The organism is Bacillus rhizoplanae (genome assembly GCF_917563915.1).
GTDB classification, from domain to species: Bacteria; Bacillota; Bacilli; order Bacillales; family Bacillaceae_G; genus Bacillus_A; species Bacillus_A rhizoplanae.
Map to the genome: position 1 here is coordinate 15,419 of NZ_CAKJTI010000005.1, position 19,373 is coordinate 34,791.

Annotated in this window: 21 protein-coding genes; 9 read left to right on the forward strand and 12 right to left on the reverse strand. The window is 36.0% G+C overall.

Features of this window, described 5'->3' with window-relative positions; translation table 11 throughout:
• Positions 1-48 precede the first annotated feature (48 nt).
• The 4 genes from LRP84_RS06980 to LRP84_RS06995 form a co-directional block, all read right to left on the reverse strand.
• The gene (locus tag LRP84_RS06980) at positions 49-1,806 is read right to left on the reverse strand and encodes an ABC transporter ATP-binding protein (RefSeq protein ID WP_230574418.1); all 1,758 of its coding nucleotides are present in this window, start codon (positions 1,804-1,806) and stop codon (positions 49-51) included.
• A 62-nt stretch (positions 1,807-1,868) separates the two neighbouring features.
• On the reverse strand, positions 1,869-2,399 hold the full coding sequence (gene ntdP, locus LRP84_RS06985; protein ID WP_230574419.1) for a nucleoside tri-diphosphate phosphatase: 531 nt from the start codon (positions 2,397-2,399) through the stop codon (positions 1,869-1,871).
• 166 nt (positions 2,400-2,565) lie between these two features.
• The gene (locus LRP84_RS06990) at positions 2,566-2,811 is read right to left on the reverse strand and encodes a YgaB family protein (protein WP_230574420.1); all 246 of its coding nucleotides are present in this window, start codon (positions 2,809-2,811) and stop codon (positions 2,566-2,568) included.
• 401 nt (positions 2,812-3,212) lie between these two features.
• Positions 3,213-3,497 carry a gamma-type small acid-soluble spore protein gene (locus tag LRP84_RS06995; RefSeq protein ID WP_230574576.1) on the reverse strand — a complete coding sequence of 95 codons (285 nt, stop codon included), beginning with the start codon at positions 3,495-3,497 and terminating at the stop codon, positions 3,213-3,215.
• Positions 3,498-3,618: 121 nt separating this feature from the next.
• Between LRP84_RS06995 and yfhS the strand changes: the two genes are divergently transcribed.
• Entirely contained in the window at positions 3,619-3,831 is a 213-nt protein-coding gene (yfhS, locus tag LRP84_RS07000) for a mother cell protein YfhS (RefSeq protein WP_230574421.1), read from the forward strand.
• 178 nt (positions 3,832-4,009) lie between these two features.
• Here the strand turns inward: yfhS and mutY are convergent, their stop codons facing one another.
• The gene (gene mutY, locus LRP84_RS07005) at positions 4,010-5,104 is read right to left on the reverse strand and encodes an A/G-specific adenine glycosylase (RefSeq protein WP_230574422.1); all 1,095 of its coding nucleotides are present in this window, start codon (positions 5,102-5,104) and stop codon (positions 4,010-4,012) included.
• Between the two features lie 147 nt (positions 5,105-5,251).
• On the opposite strand from mutY, the gene LRP84_RS07010 reads away from it, so the two are divergent.
• Positions 5,252-6,232, forward strand: a complete 981-nt coding sequence (locus LRP84_RS07010) for a metal-dependent hydrolase (RefSeq protein WP_230574423.1) — start codon at positions 5,252-5,254, stop codon at positions 6,230-6,232.
• 24 nt (positions 6,233-6,256) lie between these two features.
• Here the strand turns inward: LRP84_RS07010 and LRP84_RS07015 are convergent, their stop codons facing one another.
• Entirely contained in the window at positions 6,257-6,523 is a 267-nt protein-coding gene (locus LRP84_RS07015; protein ID WP_230574424.1) for a YfhJ family protein, read from the reverse strand.
• A 424-nt stretch (positions 6,524-6,947) separates the two neighbouring features.
• Here LRP84_RS07015 and LRP84_RS07020 point away from each other — a divergent pair, with 424 nt between their 5' ends.
• A complete protein-coding gene (locus LRP84_RS07020; protein WP_098306889.1) occupies positions 6,948-7,109 on the forward strand; it encodes a small, acid-soluble spore protein K in 162 nt (53 codons plus the stop codon).
• 38 nt (positions 7,110-7,147) lie between these two features.
• Complete coding sequence (locus LRP84_RS07025; protein WP_230574425.1) at positions 7,148-7,300, forward strand: YpzG family protein; 153 nt, start codon at positions 7,148-7,150, stop codon at positions 7,298-7,300.
• A 62-nt stretch (positions 7,301-7,362) separates the two neighbouring features.
• On the opposite strand, the gene LRP84_RS07030 is transcribed toward LRP84_RS07025, so the two are convergent.
• Both LRP84_RS07030 and recX read right to left on the reverse strand, forming a co-directional pair.
• A complete protein-coding gene (locus LRP84_RS07030; RefSeq protein WP_230574426.1) occupies positions 7,363-7,683 on the reverse strand; it encodes a YfhH family protein in 321 nt (106 codons plus the stop codon).
• 8 nt (positions 7,684-7,691) lie between these two features.
• Positions 7,692-8,504 carry a recombination regulator RecX gene (gene recX, locus LRP84_RS07035; RefSeq protein WP_230574427.1) on the reverse strand — a complete coding sequence of 271 codons (813 nt, stop codon included), beginning with the start codon at positions 8,502-8,504 and terminating at the stop codon, positions 7,692-7,694.
• Positions 8,505-8,584: 80 nt separating this feature from the next.
• Between recX and LRP84_RS07040 the strand changes: the two genes are divergently transcribed.
• The 4 genes from LRP84_RS07040 to LRP84_RS07055 all read left to right on the forward strand — a co-directional run bounded on the left by LRP84_RS07040 (position 8,585) and on the right by LRP84_RS07055 (position 11,660).
• The gene (locus LRP84_RS07040) at positions 8,585-9,487 is read left to right on the forward strand and encodes a TIGR01777 family oxidoreductase (protein ID WP_230574428.1); all 903 of its coding nucleotides are present in this window, start codon (positions 8,585-8,587) and stop codon (positions 9,485-9,487) included.
• 53 nt (positions 9,488-9,540) lie between these two features.
• On the forward strand, positions 9,541-10,665 hold the full coding sequence (locus LRP84_RS07045) for an amidohydrolase (protein ID WP_230574429.1): 1,125 nt from the start codon (positions 9,541-9,543) through the stop codon (positions 10,663-10,665).
• 247 nt (positions 10,666-10,912) lie between these two features.
• On the forward strand, positions 10,913-11,470 hold the full coding sequence (locus LRP84_RS07050; RefSeq protein WP_230574430.1) for a GNAT family N-acetyltransferase: 558 nt from the start codon (positions 10,913-10,915) through the stop codon (positions 11,468-11,470).
• 67 nt (positions 11,471-11,537) lie between these two features.
• Positions 11,538-11,660, forward strand: coding sequence for a YfhE family protein (locus LRP84_RS07055; protein WP_098306877.1), 123 nt, complete (start codon positions 11,538-11,540; stop codon positions 11,658-11,660).
• Positions 11,661-12,208: 548 nt separating this feature from the next.
• Here the strand turns inward: LRP84_RS07055 and LRP84_RS07060 are convergent.
• A complete protein-coding gene (locus LRP84_RS07060; RefSeq protein WP_230574431.1) occupies positions 12,209-12,784 on the reverse strand; it encodes a TetR/AcrR family transcriptional regulator in 576 nt (191 codons plus the stop codon).
• 159 nt (positions 12,785-12,943) lie between these two features.
• Here LRP84_RS07060 and LRP84_RS07065 point away from each other — a divergent pair, with 159 nt between their 5' ends.
• Positions 12,944-14,413 (forward strand): MDR family MFS transporter, encoded by a 1,470-nt coding sequence (locus tag LRP84_RS07065; RefSeq protein WP_437438766.1) that lies wholly within the window; start codon positions 12,944-12,946, stop codon positions 14,411-14,413.
• A gap of 312 nt (positions 14,414-14,725) precedes the next feature.
• On the opposite strand, the gene LRP84_RS07070 is transcribed toward LRP84_RS07065, so the two are convergent.
• The 3 genes from LRP84_RS07070 to pflB all read right to left on the reverse strand — a co-directional run bounded on the left by LRP84_RS07070 (position 14,726) and on the right by pflB (position 19,349).
• Complete coding sequence (locus tag LRP84_RS07070) at positions 14,726-15,889, reverse strand: diglucosyl diacylglycerol synthase (protein WP_230574433.1); 1,164 nt, start codon at positions 15,887-15,889, stop codon at positions 14,726-14,728.
• A gap of 413 nt (positions 15,890-16,302) precedes the next feature.
• Positions 16,303-17,034, reverse strand: coding sequence for a pyruvate formate-lyase-activating protein (gene pflA, locus LRP84_RS07075; protein WP_230574434.1), 732 nt, complete (start codon positions 17,032-17,034; stop codon positions 16,303-16,305).
• 65 nt (positions 17,035-17,099) lie between these two features.
• Positions 17,100-19,349: a formate C-acetyltransferase gene (gene pflB, locus LRP84_RS07080; protein ID WP_230574435.1), complete on the reverse strand. Its 2,250-nt coding sequence runs from the start codon at positions 19,347-19,349 to the stop codon at positions 17,100-17,102.
• Positions 19,350-19,373 lie beyond the last annotated feature (24 nt).

Here is a 19,373-nt window from a genome sequence, read left to right on the forward strand (position 1 = left end):
AGGGGGCTTACTGTCCGTTAATGCGGGATAAAAAACGACCCTTTCACATTACGAAGGGGTCGTTTCTTTTATATGCTGAATTTGATATAAATTATAATAATGACCACGCTTTTGCATTAATTGCTGATGAGAACCCTTTTCTTTTATCTCACCGTCTTCTAAATAAATAATTGTATCTACATGTGTAATTGTTGATAATCTATGCGCAATAATAATAGTGGTTCGATCAGCAGCTAGCGTTTGCAGCGCTTCTTGAATATAACGTTCATTTTCTAAATCCAACGCAGATGTAGCTTCATCTAAAATAAGCAATGACGGATTTTTTAAAAATACACGTGCAATCGCGATGCGTTGTCTTTGTCCACCTGACAATTTCACGCCTCTTTCTCCGACCACCGTTTCATATCTATCAGGCAAACTCATAATAAAATCATGAATATGTGCGGCTTTCGCTGCTTCTACTATCTCTTCTTCTGTTGCTTCAGGCCTTCCGTATAAAATATTTGCTCCAACTGTATCGCTAAATAAAATATTATCTTGCAAAACAAGACCAATATGACCACGTAAATTACGCACATCGTAATTTCTAACATCAATCTCATCTACATAAATTGATCCTTTAGAAACATCATAAAAACGAGGAATTAAACTTGCAAGTGAAGACTTTCCACCCCCGCTTAAACCAACAAGCGCTACTTTTTCACCTGGTGAAATAGATAAAGAAATATTTCGGAGCACATCTTGTTCATGTTCATTGTAGCGAAATGAAACATCTTCAAATACAACCTCACCTCGAAGTGATTTCTTTGTAATAGCATCTGGGTGATCTACAATATCGTACTCTTCATCTAATAATTCAAAAACACGATCCATGGAGGCAAAAGATTGCGTAAGTGTGGTCGAAGAGTTTACAAGACGGCGTAATGGACTATATAGACTATCCATATAGCCAACAAAAGCTACCATTGTACCGAGCGTTAACGATTCATGAATTACTTCATAAGCAGCAAAAGCTATTACGATTAGAGGACCAAGATCCGTTAATGTGTTTACAGTAGAGAATGTCCTCGCTGTCCAGCTCGTATGTGTTAACGCCTTCGTTAGGAATTTGCTGTTCTTCTCTTGAAATTGCTCTTTTTCATACTCCTCTAACGCAAAGCTACGCGTCACTTGTATACCTTGAATACGCTCATGTAAATACCCTTGCATCGTCGCCAGCGCTTGTGAGCGCTCACGTGTTAATGTTCGAAGACGACTGAAAAAGTATTTAACTGCAACTACATAAACAGGTAATACGAGTAAGGAAACAAGCGTTAATTTCATATTCATCGAAAACATGACCGCAATTGCAATAAAAATTGTTGCTGTGTCAAGCCAAACATTCATTAATCCAGTAATAACAAAGTCTTTTGTCTGCTCAACATCATTAATTACACGAGAAATAATTTCACCAGTCTTCGTATTAGAATAATAACGTAAGCTTAATTTTTGTAAGTGCGCGAAAATATATTTTCTCAAATCATACAACACTGCATTTCCGATACGCTGTGCAAAATATTGACGATAATATTCAATCGGAGGCCGTAGCACCGCAAAAATAAACAACGCAATCCCAATGGCCGTAAATAATTGAGATGTTTTCTGTTCTAGTGAACTTCCTCCTTGAATAATATCATCAATAATATACTTTAATAACCAAGGCATAATAAGCGGAATACCAAATTTAATGAGACCTATTACAATTGTAACCGTAATGAGCCACCGATACGGCTTTACAAATTGTAGATACCGTTTTATTCCTTTCATGCCACTCCCCCAATCATGTTCTAACAGGACAAAACCTGCAGGATGCCCTAGCAGGTTTTTCTTTAATCTCTATACATTAAATATCGCTCATACCACATATCAATAAAATCAGGAGCAAATGGACCCTTTCGTTGATGAATCCATTGTGTTAAATACTCAACGTTTCGTTTTAATATAGTATCAATTACAGCTGGATAGTTCATAAGCTCACGATGTTTTTCATACTCATCTTCATCTAACAATGTATACGTCATATCAGGATACACTTTAATGTCTAAGTCATAGTCAATATATTTTAATGCTTCATAATCGTAGGCAAATGGCGAACTTAAATTACAATAATAGTACACACCTTCCTGCCTCAGCATTCCAATAATATTAAACCAATAATTCGAATGAAAATAACAAATAGCTGGCTCACGAGTAATCCACGTTCTCCCATCTGATTCTGTTACCATCGTTCGATCATTTGCTCCAATAACAAAACTTTGTGTCCCTTTTAAAACCGTTGTCTCTTCCCACATTCTATGAATGGAACCGTTATGTTTATAACTATGTATTTGTATTTTTTCTCCTTCTTTGGGAAACCCCATACTTTCTCCCTTCTTTCGTCGTGAACGCTCTTCTAAAGTTGTTATTTGGTATACCGTTCATTTTTACTCTTTTCCCAAAACATATTGAGCCGAATTCACTTTTCTTTTTATTATAACGGTTCTGTCGAAATTTTAAAACAAAAGAGCCGATTTACAAAATCGTCTCTTAGTTCGAAAGCATTTTCTCATTTTCAAAGGAGTGAATCACCGCTACTGTTTGCTGTTCAAACTTCCCCTGTAAATCTTTTAATGTTTTTTCTGTTCTTTGAATTTCTTGACGAATAAAATGGAGCTCTTTCGCATCTTGCTGATTCATTTCAAGGTGTTGGTATTTTTCTAAATGAATTTGTAACTTTAACAATTCGTCCATCGTCCTCAATTGTTCTTCAACCAGTTCATCAAACGGTCTCATTCCATACCTCCTTAAAAATACTATTACATAGTTTCGAAGAAAAACGTTCCTTCTCCTTTGACTATATTTGTTGACTTATTAGAAGTTATGTCGGCTTTCACAAATAAAGTAAAACTTCCTTCTGGGAGGGGGGTTATCCCCCACCTATCTTCTTCGCTTTTCTCTCAATCTTGAGGTGGGGGTCTTACTGTCCGCGAATAGCGGGATAAAGTGAAACTTCCTTCTGGGAGCGTTTTTTCCCAGAAGGTTAGTTGAACCAATCGGGCTTTTACGGACAGTTATTCCTCACCTACCTTCTTCGCTTTTCCCCGAATCTTGAGGTGGGGTCTTACTGTCCGCGAATAGCGGGATAACAAAGAAAAACACTCCTCTTACATTAAAGGAGTGTTTTTTCTTTGTTATTAAGATTGTGATTTTTTTGCTGCTGATTTTGCGTTTTGTTGTTTTACTGCTTGTACATTTGTTTCTGTTGCAAACTCTGTACCGTAGCTAGCAGCTGCGCTTTGAGCGCTAGCAGCGCCAGAAGCTTGTGATTTCTTAGCTTCTGCTTGTGCGTTTTGTTGTCTTACTTCTTGTGCATTTGTTTCAGTTGCAAATTCTGTGCCAAAGCCAGCGCTTTGAATGCTAGCACCAGAAGTTGTTTTTCCAAAACCTTGTTGTTTTTTGTTCATCTTTCTCACCTCCACAACAAATAATGTAACCATCATTCGCTGAACATATCCGTTAAAAATGTGAAAAGAAAATTTTTTTTTTACGTATACAGACAAAAACGTTCATTCAAACTAACTATGATGGAGGTGTGAATATATGTATATTGGACGTGATATGACAGAATTATCAATGACTCCAAGAAATCAATGGAAAAAAGATGAACTCGCTCATTTTCATCATTCTCTGCAGCAAATAATGCCTTATTTAAATGTAGAAGGACAAACAATTTACAAAGAAATTGTAAAAGAAATTGAAGCGCGCGGTGGTTTACAGCGGCAACAAGCTGATTGGACACATGGTATAAAGTGAAACTTCCATCAGTGGGAGTTTTCTTCATCCCCCACTGATGGAAAGCTCTCACCAATCGGGCGCATGCCAGCAGTTATCCCCCACCTATCTTCTTCGCTTTTCTCTCAATCTTGAGGTGGGGATCTTACTGTCCGCTAATAGCGGGACAAAAATATCCTATGATTAAAAACCCCAGCCGCTACGGCTGGAGTTTTTTCACACACTCTTCAAAAATTGTTCGATGTGATTTAGAAATTGGTAACTGTTCAAATTCCTGAACAGTTATCATTTTTAAAATATCTGTTTCAACAATTGGGTTTGTTACTGTACCATAAAATACAAATATATCCCACGTTCTATGTGTAAATGTATGCTTAACATTCATTGCATAATCATCAATAGAAACGGAAAGAGAAAACTTCTCTTTCATATAATCTGTCAATTGTTGTTTGTGGTTACGAATTCCTTCTCCAATTTCTATGTTAGGAAATTCCCACATGTTAGCAAGTAGCCCTGTGCTCCCTCTTTTATTAATGACATATTTACCGTCTTCTGTACGCAATACACCGGCAACGATTGGAACCATTTTCGGTGCTTTCGCCTTACTTTTCACAGGCAATTCCTTTTGTACTCCTTCTGCAAACGCGCGGCAGTGCTCTCTAACAGGACATAGAAGACAAGATGGATTTTTAGGAACACAAATAAGTGCACCTAATTCCATCAATCCTTGGTTAAAATAAGATGGATTTTCTTTTGAAATGATTTCACGAACAATATCTTCAAATAATTTACGTGTCTTTGGTTTAGCGATATCATCCCAAATCGATAAAATTCGTGATAATACACGCATCACATTTCCATCAACAGCCGGCTCTGGAATTCCGTAAGCGATACTTAAAATTGCTCCTTTTGTATACGGCCCTACACCTTTTAACTTTTCAATTTGTTTTACATCGCTTGGAACTTTTCCACCATATTGCGCTTTTACTTCTTTAACTGCAGCGTGTAAATTACGTGCTCTCGAGTAATAACCAAGTCCTTCCCACGCTTTTAACACCTCTTCATCCTCAGCATCAGCTAATGCTTCTAACGATGGAAACTTTTCCATAAAGTTTGCGTAATATGGTTTTACGGCTTCAACTCGTGTTTGCTGAAGCATAATTTCCGAAACCCAAACGCGATACGGATCTTTATTGATGCGCCATGGTAAATCACGCTGCTCTGCTTCAAACCAACTAATTAAATCATGTTGGAATTTTTCTATATTAAAATCATCTAGTATCTCAAGCTTCAAACTTGATCCCCCTCATTTTTTGCATATACGTACTATTATAAAGAATTTAGGAGAAAATTTAAGTAAGATGGTATAAGAAATAAAAGGTAAATGCCTTGTGATATGAAATAAAAAGAGTTACATTAATAAAAAACGGAGGTGGTTTTCATGGACACAGCCACTCATCTTGTCATGGGCGTTACATTAGGAAGCTTAGCAACACTAGATCCAGCAATCAGTCAAAGCGATTTTGGACCACAAGCTGTGATGCTTGCCGCAATTGCTGGTTCGAATATACCTGATATTGATACTGTTTTAAAACTGCGCAACAATGCGAAATATATTCGAAATCACCGTGGGATTACTCACTCTATGCCAGCTGTTATTATTTGGTCATTTCTCGTTAGCGGGATTACCTTTGCAATCTTTCAAGGAACCCCTTATTTCCATCTTCTTCTATGGTCATTTATTGCTGTTTTTCTTCATGTTTTTGTTGATATTTTTAATGCCTACGGTACACAAGCACTGCGGCCCTTTACTAAAAAATGGGTGGCACTAGGCGTTATTAATACATTTGATGTAGTTATCTTCTTCATTCATACATTAGCGATTGCATGTATGCTTGTCGGTGCAAATAAAGGTTATGCAGGAGCAGCTGCTTATATATTAATGACCATTTATTATATTGGCCGAATTATAATGCGTCAAAATGTAAAAAGTGTCGTAAATAAACGGTTCCGTGATGTTGAACAAGTCATTATTTCACCGTCATACCGCTTTTATCATTACCGCTTAGCTATTGTGACAAAAGATCATTACTATGTTGCCCATTGGCATCGCGGTCATATTATGGTTCATGATAAATTCGAGCGCATTCCATTACCTAATAATGATGTCATTCGTGCCGCTCAAAAAGATGAAAATATTTCAGCATTCTTATCGTTTTCTCCTGTCTATCGCTGGGATATTTTTGAATACAACGATTATTATGAAGTTCGATTTATTGACCTGCGCTATCGCAGTAAAGGTTACTATCCATTTGTTGCTATTGTCCAGCTTAATAAAGAACTTGATATTATAAGCTCATACACAGGATGGATTTTCAGCGAAGAAAAACTACGAAAAAAATTAGAATTGCTTCCCCATTAAAAAACGACCACAATTGGTCGTTTTTTAATGTTTTAAATGATTTTCTTGGTTAATTAAATGACTATACTTTGGATTATTCGTTTGAATTTCATGCAAACGCGCGCCTTGGTTGTTAATCCACGCTCGTACAACTTTCTCCGTCATTTCAATCCCTTGATACGTTCCTATCTTTGCATATGCCGCGCCAAAGTCCTCCCATAACAACTCAACCCAAGTACGGGCTTGAGAGTAAGAAAGAGAAGCATTTTTTTCAAGAAGTTCTTTCGTTAATTTTTCAAAAATATCGTTCATGTTATGTCTCCTTTAGTCAATTCATTCATTTTTTCAACATATAAGTCGCTGCTATGCAGAGCAAAACATGATCTGCACTTTGTTTTAACCCTTGCATGTGGAAGAAAAAGGCACTGACCATGACCAGTTGCTTTCGTCCTCTTAAAAAAGGGTTTATATATCCATTTTAATTTTTCAGCATATAAGTCACGGCTATGCAAAATACAACATGACCTGCACTCGCTTTCTCCCTTTGTTTTAACCCTTGCACGTGGCAGAAAAGGGCACTGACCGCTTCTATGCATGGCCAGTTGCTCTCGCCCACCTAAAAGAAAAAGGTTTTTAGGCTGTTTTTTATTTGTATTTATCTAGAATATTTTCTCTCACATTGCACATTCTATAAGTGATACTTTTTGTATCAATTTGTAGCGAGGGGGAGTTCCTCTTGGGCAAACAATCTGAAATTTGGTCTGAAGCTAGAAATAACAATAAGTTAGACGGTCCGCCAAAAGCACAAGCACGTTTTGCTTCGAAACGACCTAACGGCACTATTAATACGCATCCGCAAGAACGAATGCATGCCGCTAATCGAGAAGAAGAAGCATAACAAATGTTTATCGATAACTTCTTATACGAGGTGATAAAATGAGTTACCGCGATCATTTAGACCATCGTTCCGAATTATTCAACCCTACGTGGGCGCGTCCAAAACATGCAAAAGCACAAGTGAATGGACAAACGCAGCAAACTCAATCTCTTATTATTTTGGCAAATGAGATGAGAAAACGCCAAGTTTAACTGTCTATCTTCTTTAACAACTACGAAAAGTGAAAACCAGAGCAGCCAAGGCTCTCTGGTTTTTATTTCTTTTGCAATAGCGAAATAGGAATACCAATTTCCTCTGTTTCATTTTGTTTGTGACCCCAAGCAAATACTCCATTAAAATACGTAATCGTAAAAGATACCCCTGGCTCTTCTGTAAGTTCATATGTTTCACCAATCTTAAATGCATCGATATCTGTCATATAAGCACGAGCCATTGCAATTTTCCTCATTAATACGTCAAATTCATTTACAATACCAAGTTGCTCTGCCTTCACTGACTGTTCTTTTAAAATGCCAATTTCTTCTCTTAATTCATGTGGTGTCATTTCGCTATAGCGCTTTGGCATATTTCTCATATTTTTCCTCATCCCTCTTCACGTTTCATTTGAATAAACACTTCTATTTCATCAATCGAAAAACCCTTTCGATATAATGCTTGCTTCATCTTATTTTCATACGTCCAGCCATCATATTTCTTGTATTTTTCATGATATTTATTACCATGATATATAAGGGCTTCTTCTTGCTTTTTATCATCCTTTTCATCCTGTAGTTCTTCTAAACAAATTTGAATGATATCACGCCCATATCCTTTGCGTACTAGCATCTCTTCTAATTTTTGTTTCATTTGCAGAAAAGAATGTTTTTGATAAGACTTTTTCTTTTTTTCTATAAGTCCAAGACCATTTTCAATTTGTTTCTCTTGTGGATACTCCTGTAAACTATGAGTAATAATTATATCCGAAACACCCTTACTTAACAGTTCACGTCTAATAACAATCGGTCCTTTTTGGCTCACATTGCTATGAGTACGTACATATGCAATTGCATACTCTTTATCATTAATATAACGGTCATGCAATAGTTTTGAAATAACTTCAGAGATGATGGCTTGTCCAATTTCTTTTTTCCGTAATTGCTCTTCTACCTCTTGTTTCGTTCTCATTTGATGCGATAAATAAGTAATGGCGTATAAATACGCTTTTTGTACTTCTTCACCATATAAAATATTTGCTAATTCAACATCATCAAATTCTAAACCTTTTTGAAGTCCGTGTTTAATTAAGGTCACTTGATCTACACTGAAACCATATTCTTCTCCATGACCTTTATCAACATAAATATTAAATCTTTCTTTTGTTCGCTTTTGTACTTCTATTTTTGTAATGACAGCCATAAATTTCACCTCAACATCATTTTAACATATATGCAACAAATTTGAGTTTCTTGAATATACATAATGAGGAGGGATTTCTCTTGGAAATTGCTATTTCTGGAGGAACAGGTTTTATTGGAAAAGCACTCACTTTATATTTAGCAAGCAACGGACATACCGTATACATTTTGACGCGTCAACTGAGAGAAAATCATTCACCTTCAAATATTCAATATATAAAATGGGATGCTGCCGATTCAAAATTCCCCATTCCTTCCATTGATGTTGTTATTAATCTTGCCGGGGAATCTATTAACAATGGACGTTGGACTAAAAAACAAAAGGAAAGAATCCTCAATAGTCGCTTACAAACGACAAAAGGATTAATTAAACAACTACAAATGTTGCCCCAATCTCCACACACATTTATTAATGCAAGTGCAATTGGCTATTATGGTACATCAGAGACAGAAATATTTACAGAGGACTGCCCAAAACCAGGGAATGATTTTTTAGCTACTACAGTAAAGTTATGGGAAGAAGAAGCAAGCAAAGCTGATGCACTTGGTATTCGCACTGTTTATACACGCTTTGGCGTGGTTCTTGGAAAAGATGGCGGGGCACTACCGAAAATGTTACTTCCATATCAATTGTTTATTGGAGGAACCATTGGTTCAGGCAACCAATTGCTTTCTTGGGTTCATCTTGAAGATGTTGTTCGAATGATTGATTTTGCTATTCATACAAAAGAAGTGAACGGTGCATTAAATGTTACAGCTCCTCATCCCGTAACAATGAAAGAATTCGGCAGAACCATCGCAAAAGTGATGCATAGACCACATTGGTTACCGATGCCTGCCTTTGCACTCAAAACCCTTCTCGGTGAAATGAGCACCCTTATTTTAGAAGGACAAAATGTATTACCTCACAAAGCAATACAACATGGGTATACACATTCTTATGATACTTTAGAACACGCGCTTCAAAATATTGTATCGCACTAGTAATTTCTAAACTTTCTCACGAAAAAACTCGTATGCAGAATAAAGAGGTTATTATGAAAATATTATTTAAGCAAGCCACTGTTTATCCTATTACCTCTCCTAAATTACAAGGCGATGTATTAGTAGAAAACAACAAGATTGCTGCGTTAGAACGATTTATTGAATCTAGCGAAGATATGACCGTTATTGATGCACGTGGTCTTCATCTTCTTCCAGGCTTTATCGATGTGCATACACATCTTGGTTTATATGATGAAGGAACTGGATGGGCTGGAAACGATGCAAATGAAACAGCAGAAATGCTAACTCCTCATATTCGCTCTTTAGATGGCATTCATCCTTTTGATATTGCTTTTCAAGATGCTGTACAAAGCGGTATTACAACCGTACACGTTATGCCTGGAAGTCAAAATGTAATTGGCGGAACAACATGCGTCATAAAAACAGCAGGAAACAGTATTGATCATATGGTCATTCAAGAGCCCGCAGGTCTGAAAATTGCGTTTGGAGAAAACCCAAAGGGAATGCATAGTAATGGAAACAAAGAGTCTATTACCCGCATGGGAATTATGGGAATGCTGCGCGAAGCTTTTTATGAAGCAAAGCATTATGGGAATGATGCGGACTTTCGAATGGTTCCTATTTTGCAAGCGCTCCGCCGTGAAATCCCTGTACGTGCCCACGCCCACCGTGCAGATGATATTCTTTCTGCTCTTCGCTTTGCAAAGGAATTTAATCTTGATTTACGCATTGAACATTGTACGGAAGGTCATCTTGTTGCTGATAGATTAGCAAACCACGATTTAAAAGTATCTGTCGGTCCAACATTAACACGTCGTTCAAAAATTGAATTAAAAAACAAATCTTGGCAAACGTATCACGCCTTATCGAATCAGGGAATTGAAGTCTCTATTACGACAGATCACCCCTATACACCAATTCAGTATTTAAATGTTTGCGCGGCTATCGCTGTTCGAGAAGGATTAGATGAACATAAAGCTCTAGAAGGAATTACGATTATACCTGCTCGCAACTTACGTTTAGAAAAGAAAATTGGTAGTATCGAGCCTAGGAAAGACGCTGATCTTGTCCTATGGACTCATCATCCTTTTCACTATTTAGCCAAGCCTGTATTAACGATGATAGACGGAAAAATTATCCATACAAAAAATTCATAAAAACTAGTTTATTTTTTTGACTAGATGAAGTATTATACGATTATAAACTGAATGAAACCATGATCAATTTGTGTCGTGTTGAGTAATTTCAAATTGATGAATGGGGAAGGCAAATGGTGCGCCACCAGCATTATAGACTGGTTCTAGTGGGTTCGATTCCCACCCCGAAATTTTTTTAAGTTTTATATAAAAATTTCGAGGGTGGGGTGTTTTTTGTCGTCATGCTGCCCTCTTTGGAGGAGATAGTATGTTAAAAAAACGTGACCTACATGACAGCCACGTTCTATATGATTTGATGATTCACCCTGATGTCTTCCCCTTTGTGCGTCAGAAGGCATCTTCTTATGAAGAATTTTTGTTTCTAACAAAACAAACAATTGAAACTGAAGAGCGCGGAGAACTAATTTCACGCACAATTGTTGATGAATGGGGAAACCCTATTGGAACAATAACTTTATTTGATGTGCAAGAAAAAGCAGGTTTTCTTGGCACTTGGCTTGGCAAACCGTATCACGGAAAAGGTTATAATAAACCAGCAAAAGATGCTTTCTTTAGTGAACTTTTCTATGAATTAGATATTGAGACTATTTTCATGCGAATTCGCAAATTAAATACTCGCTCTATTAAAGCTGCCGAAAAACTACCATACGTTAATCTAGCAAATGAAACAAGAAAATGTGTATACGATCAAATTAACGCAAATGGTGAAGTATATAACTTATATGAAATTCCAAAAGATCAATACACACTACACACAATGCGCGAAGCAACATTCCAAGACGCTCATCATTTAAAAGAAGCATAATATATGTATATCTCCCTCTGTCATTGGTAACGATAGGTAATGACTTTATGACACGAGGTGAACTGTAATGGATAAGAAAAAACGTGAAAAATCAAGAAATACATTATCTAGCACACAAGAAGTTCTCTATCAACGTGAATTTAAAAGAGCAGATCGTGCAGCTGGATATAAACCAAAAGGAATTTATTAACATATAGCTACCTCTTGTTCAGAAGAGGTAGCTTTTTTGTGGAAAACTTTATCCACAAAAGATATTAGAATTGTGGATAAATTCTAATATCTTTTGTATAAAAGATGAATTTAATCACAGTTATCTTGTTTATTTTGTGGATATATTTACTAAAAATTGTGGATATTGTGGATACTTTTGTTAATATTTGAAGTTTACTGTATATTGTAAGCGAGTTCTTTTGTGGATAAGGTGAAATTTACATTCACCTTCTTTATTTTCTCAAAATCCTAACGAAAATATCTATCCTCGCAATAGGTTTATTTTTATAACAAAGATTGATCATTTTGTCTGCTATTTTCAACAAACTTGTGAGTATGCAAATGATAGCAAAATCATCCTCATAGCAGCAATTGTAAAAAAGAATGGGATATATTGATACCAAACCATGTTAGTAAGAATTCCACTGACATCAGTCAACTTTCCTCTTTCAAAGGCGATAATATTAAATGTGGATCATACAAATATGTTCAAATTTCATAAATTTCTTGCACCAAAAACGCCTCTATTCATTCCCTTTCAAATTGAAAAACATCTTGATTGATCATTTGATGGAAGTATCTATCCATTTCTTCTGCTGAAACACTTTTTCTATTTTGTAACCACCATGTACTTAACGTTGTAATTACACCCGAATAGAATTCGATAATTAATTCATTTGGTATTGTATGGCTTTTACAAATTCGATTTAATTCTTGATTCTCCCGTTTCTTCGTTTCACGGGTTTGATAATGTATAAAGTTATTAAATTGTTCATCACCCATTTGCGACTCTAATATTTTACCAATCTCTTCATGATGTAAGAATTGCTCCATCACTTGAAATGGCTTAGTTAATCGATCTAAAAGTGGTATTGTAAAAGCTTCCTCTTGATATTGTTTAAATCCAAATGCCAATAACGCGTCTTTATCTTCAAAATGTTTATAAAATGTTGTTCGATGCACCATCGCACGATCACAGATTTGGTTGATGGTAATAGAACTATATTTCTGTTTTGATTGTGTTATTAATTCAAATAAAGACTCCCACAATAATTTATGTGTACGTCTAATACGTAAATCCAGCTGCCCCTCATTACTATTCATCTACACTTCTCCTTTTCTGTAGATTAATTATACAACTAGCGAAAATTGATTCTCCCTATTTTTAATCTACATGTGTATATTATATTACACGTGATCTTTTAGATACAAATGTATCAAAAAGATAGAGACAAAAAATAGGAGGAAAATCGATAAATGAATATGACAGCCACGAGTTCTACAAGTAGCAAAATTGATACTTCTAATATTAGACATACACCCATTTTAATTGCATTAATTTTAGGTGCAATGGTCGCATTATTAAACGAAACATTACTTGGTAATGCTTTAACCGTATTAATGAAAGATTTTGATGTAACAGCTTCAACAATTCAATGGCTTTCTACATCCTACATGTTAGTTGTTGGGGTTTTAGTACCGATTACAGCTTTACTTCAACAATGGCTTACAACAAGACAAATGTTCTTAATCGCCATGTTAACATTTTTAGTCGGTACATTGATCGCTGGGTTCGCACCGACATTTTCCGTTTTATTAATCGGTCGTATTGTCCAAGCAATCGCGACTGGGTTAATTTCACCATTACTAATGAATACGATTTTAATTATTTGTCCACCTGAAGAACGTGGTGCCACAATGGGCTTAATAGCACTTGTTATGATGTCTGCTCCAGCAGTTGGTCCTACATTATCCGGAATGATCGTTGATTCACTTAGTTGGCGCTGGTTATTCTATCTTGTCATTCCTATCGTAATCATTTCCATTTTAATTGGAATGAAGTATATTCAAAATGTCACAGAATTAACACGACCAAAAATTGATTATTTATCCATTCTTTTATCAACATTAGGTTTCGGTGGTATTGTGTATAGCTTTAGTTCTTCAGGTGATTTAGGATGGTCAGATCCTAAAGTTTATTCCACTTTAATTATCGGGGCTATATCGTTATTCATTTTTGTTGTTCGTCAATTAAAAATCGATAATCCAATTTTGGAACTACGCGCATTTAAATTCCCCATGTTTACTTTATCAGTTGGGTTAATGTTCATCGTCATGATGTCGCTGTTCTCAACAATGACATTATTACCAATGTTCTTACAAACGGTTTTACTTGTTACAGCCTTTAAATCAGGGCTAATCATGCTACCGGGGAGTATAATTAGCGCCATCATGGGACCAATTGCAGGTAAATTATTTGATAAATTGAGTCCAAAGGTTATTATCATCCCTGGCATTGTGTTAGTGGCCGTTGCAATGTGGCTATTCAAAGGCATTAACCCAGAAACAACATTGACACAAATTATCTTGATGCACAGCGTATTAATGGTTGGACTCATGTTTGTGATGACAGCACAAACATATGGTTTAAATCAATTGACACCAGAGCTTTATCCACACGGTACAGCGCTCTTTAATACGTTATCGCAGGTAGCCGGTGCGATTGGCACAGCTATATTTATATCTAAAATGTCTTCAAGCACAACTGAATATATGAAAAATTCAGCAAATCCAATGGACCCAGCAGAGAAGTTAAATGGCTTAACATCCGGCTTCCAAGGGGCATTTACGCTTGGGTTAATCTTTATAATTGTTGCCCTCGTTGTATCGTTTTTCTTAAAAGGACAGAAACAGAAAGCAAAAGCTACTCAGCTCTTACACAATGAAAATTAGAAGAACCTAAATTTTGTATTAGCTGTAGATTGATTGAACAAGAACATCAAAAAGACATCTTTACTAGTTAAAGATGTCTTTACTAAGGGAACGTTATACCCTCTATTGGATTGAATATAGGTATAACAGTAAATTTAAAAGTCCTTAATGTCGATTTTTATGTATGCTTGTCAAACAGATTTCGAAAATGATGATTTGTGCCAATTAAAATTCTACAAACAATTCCTCTTCTCCTTTTTTAATATTACTTTCCATTTAAACGAAATAACGCAAAAAACCTCCTTCTACTCAGATAGAAAAGAGGTTCTTATATTAAGTAAAAGACTGCACAAGGGCTGTTGGGTGTACCGGCGAATGTACTTGTACATGATTTTCTTTTAAAATAGAATCTACAATATGAAACGCTGGTTCCGGACGATAAATGTGTTTCATCGCTTCTTTCATTTGCAATAATTTCATATCATCTTGTAATAACTCTTTCGTTTTCTGAAAGATTTCATTATCTTCGCGAATAACAATTGCTGCACCTTGTTTTTCAAAATACTTCGCATTTTCATTTTCTTGCCCTGGTACTGGTTTATATAAAACGACAGGTACTTGCAAAGCTGCTGCTTCACTTAATGTAATTCCTCCTGGTTTTGTAATCATACAAGAGGTAATACGGAACAGCTCATCAATATTCTCTATATAACCGAATACTTTTAATGCATCTGGATTGCTTTCTTGTAATTGCAGCAGGTCCTCTTGCAATACTTTATTTTTCCCACAAACTACGGCTACCTGCAGATTAGGAATTGACATAAAGGATTGGCATAACTCTTTTACACTTCCTAACACTCCATGCGCTCCTGCTACAATAAGCAAAATCTTTTTGTCCCGTGACAAATCATACTTATCATACAATGTTTCTATATTGATGACCGCTTCAAAATTTTTACGAATCGGAATCCCTGTTGCTACAATTTGCTCAGCAGGTACTCCTACCTTTATCATAATGTCCTTCACATAATCTGTTGCAACAAAATAACGATCTACTTCTCGGTGAATCCATATTTTATGCAAGCAAAAATCGGTAACTACATTATAAACAGGTATAGAAATATCTGTTTGCTTTTTCAACTCTGGAACCGCAATGATTGGAAATGTATTAATAACAATATCGGGTTTTTCAGCATGCAATATCGCTTTTAAACGTTTTCGACCAAAATTGGCATACCATGATGCAATTTTTTTATCGTAAATTTTCTCAACACCATAATAAAATAAGCGGTATAGCTCTTTCCCAATTGTATAACTTTTTAAATATAAATATTTTGTAATGTCTGTTATAACAGGGTGCGATTCACTAAAAAGATCGCATACGATTACATCCTCAAGTCCTCTTTGACGAAATGTTTGTTCTAATGTTTTTGCCACTTGTATATGACCGTTACCATAATGTGCTGTTAATATTAAAACCTTGGGGTTTTTTATCAAACAAATCCACTCCTAGCTTTTTCGGTCTTTCATATTGCATCTGTCACAATATAAAAAACAATTTCCTTATGATTTTGCATGTTTGAATTCCAACAAATTTTCGTTGGATCTGTACCTGTCGTGGATATGCAAAGCATATGTTATTGACCCCTTAATCCCATCTGCTCATATCTTAAACATTATACTTTCCTATAACTGCTTTCGCAATAACTTGACTTTTATCTATACTCCAAGATACGCATTACATTATTTCTTAATTCTTTCTATTGTTTCGTTTTCCCTTTACATTTTTGTAAATTTATCCATATCGTTTCTTTACAAAAATAGACATTATGCAATCTTAGTATACTCTTTTCCTTATTTTTGCTCTACTATTTGTCAGCAGAAAGCAAAAAGTCTAATCCACAATTGGATTAGACTGCTGCTAAAATATACTTTGCTTTTTGAATGCTTTCTTCCGTTGGAGGCTCTACTCCTGCAAGAGGATATTTATGCCCTAACGCCTCCCATTTATAAACGCCTAACTTATGATACGGTAAGACTTCTACCTTTTGTACGTTATCAAGACTTTGAATAAAGGCTGCCAAATTTTCTAAGTCCTCTGTACCATCTGTAATTCCAGGTACAAGTACATGACGCACCCAAATTGATTTCTTTTTATCTGATAAATAACGAGCAAATTGTAAAATATGTTCGTTCGGTTTTCCTGTTAATTTGCGATGTTTCTTCGAATCAATATGTTTCAAGTCAAGTAATACCAAATCTGTATATTCCATCAAAATATCTAATTTTCTTTGGAATTCTTCATCTTCAGAATAGCACCCTCCAGAAGAATCAATTGTCGTATGAATACCGATCTCTTTACATTTCTTAAACAGCTCAATCAAAAAATCTAACTGCAGTAAAGGCTCGCCGCCACTTACTGTAATACCACCGCCAGAAGCTTCTATAAAAGGAAGGTAACATGTAACATCCTGCATCACTTCTTCAACTGTTATTTCTTTCCCTTTACCAATCTCCCACGTATCCGCATTATGACAATATTGACAGCGTAATAAGCATCCTTGTGTAAATATGACATAACGAATTCCTGGGCCATCAACAGTACCACAAGACTCTACAGAATGTATTCTTCCTTTTACCATGTTGCTTCCCCCTCTATTGAAACAGCCTCCCTCTGTCTTCATGAGAACAGAAGGAAAGCTTTTACTTACATACTTTCGTGCATTGTACGGTTAATAACGTCAATTTGTTGTTCACGAGTTAATTTAATGAAGTTAACCGCATAACCAGATACACGAATTGTTAATTGTGGATATTTTTCAGGATGTTCCATTGCATCCATTAATGTCTCACGGTTAAATACGTTAATATTTAAGTGATGTCCTTCTTTTACTGCATATCCATCAAGCATAGATACTAAGTTGCGAACTTGTACATCTTCTTCTTTTCCAAGTGCTTTTGGAATAATAGAGAATGTATTAGAAATACCATCTCGTGCATCTTCATATGGTAATTTTGCAACAGATAATAATGATGCCAATGCTCCTTTTGTATCACGACCATGCATTGGGTTTGCACCTGGTGCAAATGGTTCGCCAGCACGACGGCCATCTGGTGTGTTACCAGTTTTCTTACCGTATACAACGTTAGAAGTAATCGTTAAGATTGACATTGTATGAATAGAATTACGATATGTTTTATGTTTACGAAGCTTATTCATAAATGTTTTCACAAGATTTACCGCGATTTCATCGACACGATCATCATTGTTACCGTATTTAGGGAACTCACCTTCGATTTCAAAGTCTACCGCAACCCCATTTTCGTCACGAACTGGTTTTACTTTTGCATGTTTAATTGCGCTTAAAGAGTCAGCTACTACTGATAAACCTGCGATACCTGTCGCCATTGTACGAATCACATCTGTATCATGAAGCGCCATTTCAATACGTTCATAGCTATATTTATCATGCATATAATGGATAACATTTAATGTGTTTAAGTATAAACCTGCTAGCCATTCCATTGTCATATCAAATTTACGCATCACTTCTTCATAATCTAATACTTCAGAAGTGATTGGTGCAAATTCAGGCCCAATTTGTTCTTTTGATTTTTCATCTTTACCGCCATTAATTGCATATAATAGCGCCTTAGCTAAGTTTGCACGAGCTCCGAAGAACTGCATTTGTTTACCAATTCTCATTGCGGATACACAGCAAGCAATACCGTAATCATCACCATACTCTGGGCGCATAATGTCATCATTTTCATATTGAATTGCAGATGTCTTAATAGACATTTTCGCACAGTAGTTTTTAAAGTTCTCTGGTAATTGTTTAGACCAAAGAACTGTTAAGTTTGGTTCTGGAGCTGGTCCTAAGTTATCTAATGTATGCAAGAAACGGAATGAGTTTTTCGTTACTAACGGACGGCCATCAAGTGCAATACCACCGATAGATTCTGTTACCCAAGTTGGATCACCAGAGAATAATTCATTATAATCAGGTGTTCTTGCAAATTTCACAAGACGTAATTTCATAATGAAGTGATCAACAATTTCTTGTGCCTCTTCTTCTGTTAATGTACCGTTTACTAAGTCTCTTTCAATAAAGATATCTAAGAAAGTAGACGTACGGCCAAGACTCATCGCTGCACCGTTTTGTTCTTTAATTGCTGCAAGATAAGCAAAATATAACCATTGGAATGCTTCTTGTGCATTTGTTGCTGGCTTAGAAATATCAAAACCATGAGAAGCTGCCATTTGTTTTAATTCTTGAAGTGCACGAATTTGCTCAGATAATTCTTCGCGTAAACGCATTGTATCTTCGCTCATTACACCGCCCGTTAAATTCAAATCTACTTTTTTCGCTTCGATTAAACGATCTACACCGTATAATGCAACGCGGCGATAATCACCAATAATACGGCCGCGACCGTATGCATCTGGAAGACCTGTAATAACACCTGATTTACGAGCCGCTCTGATTTCTGGAGTATAAGCATCGAATACACCTTGGTTGTGCGTTTTACGCCAGTCTCTGAAAATGCGGCTCAGTTCTTTGTCCATTTCATATCCGTAAGATTCACAAGCTTGCTCTGCCATACGAACGCCACCAAATGGTTGTAATGAGCGTTTAAATGGCTTGTCAGTTTGGACACCAACTACTTTTTCAATATCTTTATTTAAATATCCTGGGTCATGTGATGTAATAGAAGAAACAATTTTAGTATCCATGTCAAGAACTCCGCCATTGTCACGTTCTTGTTTTGTTAATTCCATTACTTGATCCCAAAGTTGTTTCGTCGCTTCTGTTGCTCCAGCTAAGAAGGATTCATCCCCCTGGTAAACGTTTATATTATTTAAAATGAAATCGCGAACATCAATCTCTGCTTTCCACTTTTCACCTTTAAAGCTTTCCCATGCGTTTTTTACATTTTCTAATACTTGAGTCATCCTAATCTCCTCCATTTTTTGATT